The sequence below is a fragment of the Gracilibacillus halotolerans genome (genome assembly GCF_014206945.1).
In the GTDB taxonomy this organism is placed as follows: Bacteria; Bacillota; Bacilli; order Bacillales; family Amphibacillaceae; genus Gracilibacillus; species Gracilibacillus halotolerans.
Genome location: NZ_JACHON010000004.1, coordinates 195,394 through 205,208 on the forward strand (window position 1 = coordinate 195,394; position 9,815 = coordinate 205,208).

11 protein-coding genes are annotated in these 9,815 nt (G+C 34.8%); 7 read left to right on the forward strand and 4 right to left on the reverse strand.

Going from position 1 to position 9,815, the window contains the following annotated elements; all coding sequences use genetic code 11:
- The first annotated feature begins 96 nt into the window (after positions 1 to 96).
- From GGQ92_RS07610 to GGQ92_RS07620, 3 genes are all read left to right on the forward strand, one after another.
- Positions 97 to 777 (forward strand): response regulator transcription factor, encoded by a 681-nt coding sequence (locus tag GGQ92_RS07610; protein ID WP_184246574.1) that lies wholly within the window; start codon positions 97 to 99, stop codon positions 775 to 777.
- A complete protein-coding gene (locus GGQ92_RS07615) occupies positions 774 to 2,120 on the forward strand; it encodes a sensor histidine kinase (protein WP_184246577.1) in 1,347 nt (448 codons plus the stop codon). The genes GGQ92_RS07610 and GGQ92_RS07615 overlap by 4 nt, the downstream gene beginning before the upstream one ends.
- A 133-nt stretch (positions 2,121 to 2,253) precedes the next feature.
- Complete coding sequence (locus GGQ92_RS07620; RefSeq protein WP_184246580.1) at positions 2,254 to 2,916, forward strand: PepSY domain-containing protein; 663 nt, start codon at positions 2,254 to 2,256, stop codon at positions 2,914 to 2,916.
- A 126-nt stretch (positions 2,917 to 3,042) separates the two neighbouring features.
- Here GGQ92_RS07620 and GGQ92_RS07625 read toward each other — a convergent pair whose 3' ends face one another.
- The gene (locus GGQ92_RS07625) at positions 3,043 to 3,426 is read right to left on the reverse strand and encodes an OsmC family protein (protein ID WP_184246583.1); all 384 of its coding nucleotides are present in this window, start codon (positions 3,424 to 3,426) and stop codon (positions 3,043 to 3,045) included.
- Between the two features lie 411 nt (positions 3,427 to 3,837).
- On the opposite strand from GGQ92_RS07625, the gene GGQ92_RS07630 reads away from it, so the two are divergent.
- A complete protein-coding gene (locus GGQ92_RS07630; protein WP_184246586.1) occupies positions 3,838 to 4,431 on the forward strand; it encodes a TlpA family protein disulfide reductase in 594 nt (197 codons plus the stop codon).
- 161 nt (positions 4,432 to 4,592) lie between these two features.
- Here GGQ92_RS07630 and GGQ92_RS07635 read toward each other — a convergent pair whose 3' ends face one another.
- Positions 4,593 to 5,432, reverse strand: coding sequence for an SAM hydrolase/SAM-dependent halogenase family protein (locus GGQ92_RS07635; RefSeq protein ID WP_184246589.1), 840 nt, complete (start codon positions 5,430 to 5,432; stop codon positions 4,593 to 4,595).
- A 37-nt stretch (positions 5,433 to 5,469) separates the two neighbouring features.
- On the reverse strand, positions 5,470 to 6,783 hold the full coding sequence (locus GGQ92_RS07640) for a hemolysin family protein (protein ID WP_184246592.1): 1,314 nt from the start codon (positions 6,781 to 6,783) through the stop codon (positions 5,470 to 5,472).
- A 175-nt stretch (positions 6,784 to 6,958) separates the two neighbouring features.
- Here GGQ92_RS07640 and GGQ92_RS07645 point away from each other — a divergent pair, with 175 nt between their 5' ends.
- The 3 genes from GGQ92_RS07645 (at position 6,959) to GGQ92_RS07655 (ending at position 8,395) form a co-directional block, all read left to right on the forward strand.
- Entirely contained in the window at positions 6,959 to 7,258 is a 300-nt protein-coding gene (locus GGQ92_RS07645; protein WP_184246594.1) for a HesB/YadR/YfhF family protein, read from the forward strand.
- Positions 7,259 to 7,434: 176 nt separating this feature from the next.
- Positions 7,435 to 7,893, forward strand: coding sequence for a flavin reductase family protein (locus GGQ92_RS07650; RefSeq protein ID WP_184246597.1), 459 nt, complete (start codon positions 7,435 to 7,437; stop codon positions 7,891 to 7,893).
- Between the two features lie 22 nt (positions 7,894 to 7,915).
- Positions 7,916 to 8,395: a DUF1189 family protein gene (locus GGQ92_RS07655; protein WP_184246600.1), complete on the forward strand. Its 480-nt coding sequence runs from the start codon at positions 7,916 to 7,918 to the stop codon at positions 8,393 to 8,395.
- 47 nt (positions 8,396 to 8,442) lie between these two features.
- On the opposite strand, the gene GGQ92_RS07660 is transcribed toward GGQ92_RS07655, so the two are convergent.
- Entirely contained in the window at positions 8,443 to 9,369 is a 927-nt protein-coding gene (locus GGQ92_RS07660) for an LCP family glycopolymer transferase (protein ID WP_184246603.1), read from the reverse strand.
- Between the last annotated feature and the right edge of the window lie 446 nt (positions 9,370 to 9,815).

Consider the following 9,815-nt stretch of genomic DNA (forward strand, 5'->3'; position numbering starts at 1 on the left):
AATATGGAGGGGCACTCTTTTTATCGTATTATGTGATATAGTACAATTAAAAATAAGTTACCAATTCATAATTTATGAGAAAGAGGAGAATCGAGCTTGGCACATATTTTAATTGTAGAAGATGAAGAAAGCTTAGCACGTGTAATTGAACTAGAGCTAGGCTATGAGGATTATGAAACAACCACGGTCCATAATGGCCGTGAAGCATTTTCTCTACTCGAGCAAAATACGTACGATCTCATTCTTTTAGATATTATGCTACCAGAAATGAGTGGCATGGAAATTTTGAGACGATTTCGCAATTTTGACGCGTCCACTCCTGTCTTATTACTAACAGCTAGGGATGAAGTTTATGATAAAGTATCGGGACTTGATCTAGGTGCTAACGATTATATAACGAAGCCTTTCGAGATGGAGGAGCTTCTTGCTCGTATTCGAGTTCACTTACGCACACTTAAGAAGTCCTCAACAAATGTCTTAATACATGACAACCTCCGTGTGGAAATAGACAGTAGAGAAGTTTATCGAGGAGATACAGAAATTCAATTAACCCCTCGAGAATTTGATTTACTCGTCTTTTTACTTCAACATCAAAATCAAGTTATGACACGTGAACAACTTTTAGATAAAGTTTGGGGATTTGATTATGCAGGTGATACGAACGTAGTCGATGTCTATATTCGCTATTTACGAAACAAGATTGATAAACCATTTGACCAAGCAACGATTCAAACCGTCCGAGGTGTCGGTTATACGATTAAGGATGCGAAAAAATGAACTTAAAACGGAAAATTCAGCTATTTATCACGCTTTTAATGATTGGAATTGTTGTTATTATTAATGCGGTAATTTATTTGTTGTACGCAAACCATCTAACAACAAATGAAATCGACCGTGTGCAAAACGAAGCAGAGAATATTCGGGAAGCGATGGCGCAAAACAATGATTCCAATCTCGATTTTCGAGCATTGCTTCAAGCCTTTTTACCACCAGATGGTATTATTCGAATCATTCAAGAAGATGGAGGTGTCTCTTATTCTGTTGCCAAGAGTCCGGACTTTTCTGATTTACCTATAGATTTTGTTCAACAGGATACGATTGAAAGAATTGACTATGAGGACACACCATTTGCACAAGCGTCTTTACCGGTTATTTGGGAGGATGGTTCGATCGTTACGCTGCAGCTTAGTGTCGCGCTATATTCGGTTGATGAAGCGATTGAATCGTTAAGATTTGTCTTACTTATTACAATTATTGTATCGATTATTCCTGCCTTGTTATCAGGAAGCTTTTTAGCTAATTATTTGATAAAACCAATTCGCAAATTAACAGAGGGGATGCACAATAATCCGATTAACGGAAAATGGGAACGTATTGATATCCAACGAAAAAACAAAGACGAATTGAATGATTTACAAGATGAATACAATAAGATGATTGACCGTATTGAAGAAAATATTGGGAAGCAACAACAGTTTGTCTCAGACGCCTCTCACGAACTCCGAACACCACTCTCTGTAATCAAGAGTTATGCAGAACTATTAAAAAGGCGTGTAGAAAAGAAACCTGAACTACTTCACGAGGGAACAGATACTATTTTAAGAGAAACAGACAGAATGAAGACGTTAATTGAACAAATGCTATCCCTTGCTAAAAATGAACATGAAAACTTAAATCTTACCTCTTTTGATGCAGTTGGTGCTTTGCAAAGTGTTATCCAATCTATCACAGCGGTGTATAGTCGAGAAATACAATTACATGTAAAAGAACGACCAATCATGGTTTTTGCAGATAATGAAAAGCTCCAACAAGCTCTTTATATTTTAATCGATAACGCTTGTAAATATAGTGACCGTGAAGTGGTTACTACAATCACGAAAGGAAAAAACACTATTTTAATCAGCGTCAAAGATTTTGGTGAAGGTATTGATAGTGAAGATTTGGCTCACATTTTTGATCGTTTCTATCGTGTCGACAAAGCAAGAAGTAGAAAAACAGGTGGTACAGGGTTAGGTCTATCTATTTGTAAACAAATTGTAGAAGTCCACGGTGGTACCATTACTGTTGAAAGTAAAAAGAATGAAGGAACAGAATTTGTGATTACATTGCCAAATGAATAATGATAATTTTGCTGAAGAAATAGTCAAAATCATATAAATTTTTATAATTTCTCATCATTTTCTCATTTTTCTTTTATGTTCTACTCATCTTCTCTGGATAAACTAAAGATAACAAATCAGAGGAGGATAATCATTGAATAATAAGATCTTTTTTTCAATTATTGGTGTGCTATTATTAGTTGGTGGAATTCTTGCAGTACTCACTTTTAACTCCGATTCAGCAAGTGCCTATTTAACAAAAGATGAAGCAAAGAACAAAATCCAAACACAGTTCCCTGGTGAAATAGTAGAATTGGAGCTTGATGAAGAGAGTAATAAAAAAGTATATGAGGTAGAAATAAAAGGTTCTGATCGATTTTACGAGTTAGAAATTGATGCAGAAACAGGAGAAGTACTAAAAATTGAAGAAAAGCTATTTAATAATCAAAAGGTAACTGATAACCAGAAAAATGATGATATTCCGGAAGTAAACGTTAGTCAAGCCGATGATCAAGACGACCAGTCGAAACAAGACAAAAAAGAAACCAAAAAGGTAGAAGCTAATGATGACAAGGACGAAGAAAACAAATCTTCAAAAAAATCATCTATTATCTCAATCGATAAAGCAAAGTCAATCGCTAAAGGCTTATTCAATGGGAAAATTGATGAAATTGAATTAGACGATGATGATGGGCTTCGTTATTATGAAATTGAAATGTACTCTTCAACCGAGGTAGCAGAATTAAAAATCAATGCTTATACTGGAGAACTCATATCTATCTCTAAAGAGAAACATGAAGATGATGACGACGATTAAGCAAATTTGGTAATCGGGAGGCCCTTTGCAAGAATAGTTAGCCAACTACATTCCTGCAAAGTGGCCTTCCTCTACAGATTTATTTACCCCGATAGAACTGCCAGTTTAGTTTTGTCAGCTCGTTTATTAAGTAACTTCGAATGACTCCGTTACAAGAATACTATCTTGTACCGATTGAATCATACCACAATTTTTTCGTGCAATAGATATCGCTCTTTCTATTTTTTCCTCGCGGAGCTCTTCCCCTTGAATAACAAAATGCAAGTGTATTTTCTCTATACGGTTTGCCTGTGTTTCATTACGCTCAATAGTAGTGAATACTTTGATGTTTTCAAAATCAATCCTCATTTTAGTCAACACCACCCTTAATGCAGCTGAACTACATCCCACTATAGAAGCAATCATTAACTCAAAAGGACGAAAACCATATTCTGTGTCTGCAGAAATAGCTAATTCACCAAATTCCGTGTTCATAGTAAAACCATGTTCTTTCATGTTAAATTCCTTCATATTCTATTTGCTCCTTAAATTTTCTATCCCTATCATAAATAAAGATATCGCCAAGCTTTAAATCATTTTACAAACTAAATGTGAAAATTTGATGAATGTAATGTTTGGCAAATCCTTTTTAGAATGCCATTCTATTTTTTCTCTTGTTAGGGATCTCACCATAATTAACACTCTCCCTTCCCATTAATAAGGAAAATACTCTCCTCTCTGTTCCTTTGGGGATTCTATTGCTACAAACGAGCAGTTCAATTAATTGTCACTTTTTATATTGGTGAATATAGTTCGTTTCATCAAATTTTCACATTAGATATATACGTTATATATATAAGTAGATGGAAGCGGAGGGTGGCTTTGTATTAATTAGTAGAAGAACATGGCTAGCAAGATTAGGATAATGAGGAGGTAGGCTAGATGAGAAACGCCATTATTGTGATAATTGTGCTAGGAATACTTGGCTGGGTTAGTTATGATTTTATTAGTTCCAATAACACAAGTAGTGAAAATGAAATGGGTAACAAAATTACTGCACCACCTGCTACAAATGGAGATGTAAGTGAGAATGCGGTTGTCGAATCAGAAGATATTGGGCTCGAACTAGGTGAGATCGCACCTGATTTTGAACTTGAAACATTAGATGGTGAAACGGCTAAATTATCTGATTTCAGAGGGGAAAAAGTATTACTAAATTTTTGGGCCACTTGGTGTCCGCCTTGTAGAGCAGAAATGCCGGATATGCAAAAATTTCATGAAGATACAAATGTAAATATCTTAGCTGTAAATTTAATTGAAACAGAGTCAAGTCCCCAAAACGTACCTGAATTTAAAGATGAACTAGGACTAACATTTCCTATTCTGTTAGATGAAGGTTCAGAACTAACAACTGAGTATAAAATCATGGCATATCCAACATCATTTATGATTGATACAAATGGACGTATTCAATACAAAGCATTTGGTGCGATCAACTACGATATAATGATTCAAGAATTCGAAAAAATGAAATGAGAAAGATAACTTAGTAAAATAAAGGGGAATTAATCCGTTCCCCTCTTCAAATTCATATATGTCAAATATTTTTCTTTTTTACATTATTCATATTGATTATTCTTTTATCATAAACAAAAAAGCGACCAATTATGATCGCCTAACAATTATAAAAAATTTTTCTACTTTAATACAACACGCCAGCTCGTGCCTATTCCAATATTATACGCCTTTGCAAAGGATCCTTGATTAATAGCAATTGCCATATTATCTAATGAATTCACATAAATAACTGGCTCCCCTACCTTCGTTGAAGCAAACGAACGACCATACCTCATTGTGTTCTTGTACACTTGGCGAGAATCATGAAAAATTTCTACTTCTACCTCGTCACCATAGGTAATCCCTAATTTTTCAAACAGTTCTCTTTCAATATTTGTCCAAAGGTTTCCAAATTGAACATCCAGAATATCAATCGTACCTGTTATTTTTTCATTGTTATCGTCTAATTTAGGATGATAAAACGGTAGCCGCTCGACATTTTCGACGGATAAAGCTGGGCCTACTCCTTCCATATCAATAATACCAGCGGCCAATCTAGCACCTGTAAAGGCATAGATGTCTCTACCATGAAAAGTGTGTGAAGCTCCTGATGATGGTAATCGATTTAATTCTTCATCAATTTCTCTTACCTCTACAATCTCTTGATGATAATAAATATGAGTCAGTGTCCCATTGTCTGGTGTAATAATATATCTATTATCTTTTGTTCTAGCTACAATACTTTTTCTATCAGATCCAACCCCAGGGTCTACTACAGATACAAAAACTGTTTCCTCTGGCCAATAATTAATCGTTTGCCATAATCGATACGACGCAGACCAAATATCGAATGGAGGGATATAATGGGTATTATCGTATATCGGTATTTCACTGCTGACGGAGTGAGCTACACCTTTCATCGCACTAACTGCTCCATCTGCTAGTCCAAAATCAGTCTGTAAAATTAAAGGCTTACTCATCCAAAATTCCCCCTATTATCATTATTCATTACTGATATTATTTTTTTTCTTTTTCTAATACTGTTATTTTAAAGGTTTCTACTTTATGTTCCGTTATTACCTCTGCTTCGATTTTTAAATTTTTATAAGTTACCGTTGGTTGTTCTCCTATTTTCGGAATCCGACCTAATAGATGGACAAAGAAACCGTTTATCGTTTCAAACTCCTCAGTTGGCAACTCTACTTGAAACACCTCTTCTAATTCATACAGATTCGTAACTCCCTCCACACGATACTGCTCGTCTGTCAGTGGAATAATTTCACTTTCTTCCTGTTCACCAGGTAAATGGTGCTCACTCATTATTTCACCAACAATTTCTTCGATCATATCCTCCATCGTTACGATTCCATCAACACCACCATATTCATCCAAAACGATCGCAATGTGAGCATTATTTGCCTTCATATCGTTAAACGCTACGTCAATTGGCTGCATCTCCATTACATAATAGGGTTCTCTTAAAATAGCCTCTAAAGAAAATTCAACTTTCTCTTGAGACAAATATGGAAACATATCTTTCATATGCAAAATACCGATAATATTATCCATATTCTCTTCATAAATCGGGAACCTTGTGAAACGTTTTTCATTCATAATCTGGAGAATTTCGTCTAGTGGCGCATTTTTTTGAATCGCGATAATTTCCGTTCGATGTGTCATTACATCCGAAACCTGTTTATCATTTAATTCAAAAATATTATGAATCATTTGCTTCTCGTCTACTTCAATTGTACCTTGCTCTCCACCAATATCAACGAGCATGCGAATTTCTTCTTCATTTGCTTCCTCTTTCTTCGCATTGGGATCTACCCCAAACAGTTTCACAATCAGATTCGTAGATATGTTCAACAGTTTGACGAATGGAAAGCTTATTTTAAAGAGAATACTAAGGGGATTAACCGTTAAATAAGCAATTTGCTCCGCTTTTTGTAACGCTAATTGCTTCGGTACTAATTCACCAACAACAAGTGTGAAATAGGATAACAATAATGTAATCACAATTACCGATATCGTTTCGAGTAAAGAGACCGACAGAGGTACACCTATCTCTTTAAGCCAGTTTGCAAGAGGTGTAGCAAAACTATCCGCAGCAAACGCACTAGCTAAAAATCCCGCTAACGTAATACCTATCTGAATCGTTGCTAAAAAACGTCCGGGCTCATCTAACAATTTCTTTAATTTAATCGACTTTTTATCATTTTCTTGTGCACGTTTATTAATTTTATTGTCGTTAAGCGCAACAAGTGAGATTTCAGACGCTGCAAAAAATGCATTCACCAATATTAATATAATTAATATCATAATTTCCATGTTTTATCACCTAATATGAGTATTTACGATTTAGTATGCCACGAAACCTACAAACTGATTTATTTTGTTTCCAAAAATAGTGTGTAAATAATTCTGATGTAGGGAATATTGAAGAGTACAATGGAAATTACCTAATTTGTAAATATGATGTATATAGCGAAAGGAGTGGGCTACTTTGGAAATAAAAATTACAGACGATGCATTAAAGTGGTTTAAGGAAGAGGTAGAATTAGATGAGGATAGTTATATAAAATTCCAAGCTAAATATGGTGGCGAAAGTGAGATTCACCAAGGCTTCTCTTTAGCTTTTGAGGTAAATGGAGAAATGGAAGACCCAGTAACATCAGTAGATAAGGATGGAATTACCTTTTTTATCGATGCAAACGATGCATGGTATTTTGATGGGTATAATTTAATTGTGAATTACGATGAGAAACTGGAGGAAGTAAGCTACAAGTATGAAAAAGAAGAATAAGAACAAGATTCGTTAACATTATCTGGCGATTAGACAAGCAATGGCAACTTTTTAAGTTGGCTTTGCTTGTCTTTTTTGCGTTTCTTCACCATGTTTATTCGACAAGCTGTATAGCTTTGTTATTCACTGAACTATGCTAAAATAATAATAGAATAAAATTTAGGAGGAAGTGTCTCATGAGTTCGCAACAGTTCCGTAATGCGATGAGTAAATTCGCGACGGGTATAACGATCGTTACTTCGCAATTTGACGAAGAAATACGCGGAATGACGGTAAATGCTTTTATGTCTGTTTCACTGGACCCAAAGCTTATCACTATCTCCGTTGATCATAAAACAACTTTCTATGAGAATCATAAAGAAATCAAGCGATTCGGCATTAGTGTTTTACGCGAGGAACAGAAAGATATATCCATGATTTTTGCTAAGCAATCCGATAAATCGTTTGAAGATTTTTCTACATTAGATGGGGTTCCAGTTATTAATAATGCTCTAACGACACTTGCATGTACGGTTTCGCAAACAGTGGAGGCCGGAGATCATTTATTAGTTATAGCGGAAGTAGATGATATCCAAATAAACGACGGAAAGCCTATTCTTTATTTTGACAGTAAGTACCGAACCCTAAACGAATAAGAATATAAAATGGTGAAAAAATATGTCTCTATTAAAAATTATTAAATTATCTTCTAAGCTTCCTAACAAGAAAGCTGTATTTGCTTTAAATCGTGTGGCGATGCGTGACACATTAGTTTATTTGTTCTGTTTGTTCTTTTTTCTATTTCTTCCTTATACGTTTCTTAATATGATGGATGTCTATGAAAATGCGATTTCTAAAAGTCAGCTTGTGCTTCAATCTATTATTTTCTATCCATTTTTCATGATGTTCCTAGTTATTGTTAGCATCTCCACGTTAGCTGCAATTGCTACTATATTTCGCTTTATTTTATCACGAAAGCTTGCTTACCAACAGCTCTGGAAAATGTCTGCTTACGCCATATTATGGCCATTTATACTGTACCAAATCACTTTGTTTTTGCCTATTTCTAATTATGTAGGACTTGCAGTCAGCTTTGGTATTTACGTGTATTTGATGTGGCGAATGATATTAATTTATCCACGTAGAAAGAAAAAATAGCAGATGAAAAAGAGGCTGAAAAAAATCAGCCTCCTTTTTGTTAGATTTTAGCTTTCGATCATTTCACGTACCTTTGCAAACTCTTCGTCAGGAACGATATAGTAATAAGTATTATCAATTGTTTTACCTGTTCCTTGAATTAAATAATCTTCCGTGTTCTTAATCGTACCATTGTACCCAGTAAGTAAGCTGTTCATATCAGAGAATTGTAGACTTGTTCCTACATTATCCCCCATAATAGCTAATACATCATTAATTTTTGTTACATTACCGACAGTAGCACCCTTTTTCACAATTTGCTCGATGACTAGTCGCTGTCTATCGGTACGCCCGAAGTCACCACGAGAGTCATCTTTACGCATTCTTACAAAAGCTAGTGCCTTGTCACCGTCCATTGTAACGGGGCCTTTTGTGAATTCATATTTTCCGTCATTCCATTCAAGTTCGTTTTGAACCGTTATACCGCCAACTGCATCAACGAGTTCTTTTAAGCCTTCCATATTAATACGGACAAAATGATCAATTTCGATTCCTAGTAAGTTCTCAACAGAATTTATCGCCATATCTGGTCCACCATGTGCATAGGCATGATTAATTTTTTCTGTTGTTCCTTTACCAACCATTAACGCTCTTGTGTCCCTAGGTATACTTACCATTAACATTTCATCTGTTTCTGGCTTTAGCGTCATTACAATAATTGCGTCCGAACGACCACTATCACCTGCACGTTGATCCACTCCTAGAAGCAAGATGTTGATTGGATCTTTTGCTTTAACCTTTTGTTCTGCTTTCTTTTGATCAATTGATTCTACCGTCTCATGCATTTGTGAATCTACCGTTTCTTGGACATTATTTACGATGGACCACACGTAAATACCAGCCGCTACGATTAATGCTAATAAGATTAGTAGAGGGGTTAATATCCACCACTTTTTTGATTTTTTCTTTTGTTTTATCTCTGATCTTCTTCCCACTTCATCTTCATCCTATTCATAAAGTCAATTATTCGGCTCTATTATAGCACATCTAGTCTAAAATAGTTGAATATTTTTACAATTTTAGCGAAAAAGCGCGTTATAAACGAAAAAATGTTAGTGCTATTCGAATCGTTAGAGTTTGTGATTCGGTGTTTCGTTGAGTTATCTAATGTTGAAAGTTAGTTATCTAATGTTGAATTGAATTATCTCATTTTGAAAGTTAGTTATCTAATGTTGAATTGAGTTATCTCATTTTAAAAGTTAGTTATCTAATGTTGAATTGAATTATCTAATGTTGAATTGAGTTATCTCATTTTGAAAGTTAGTTATCTAATGTTGAATTGAATTATCTCATTTTGAAAGTTAGTTATCTAATGTTGAATTGAATTATCTCATTTTGAAAGTTAGTTATCTAATGTTGAATTGAATTATCTCATTTTGAA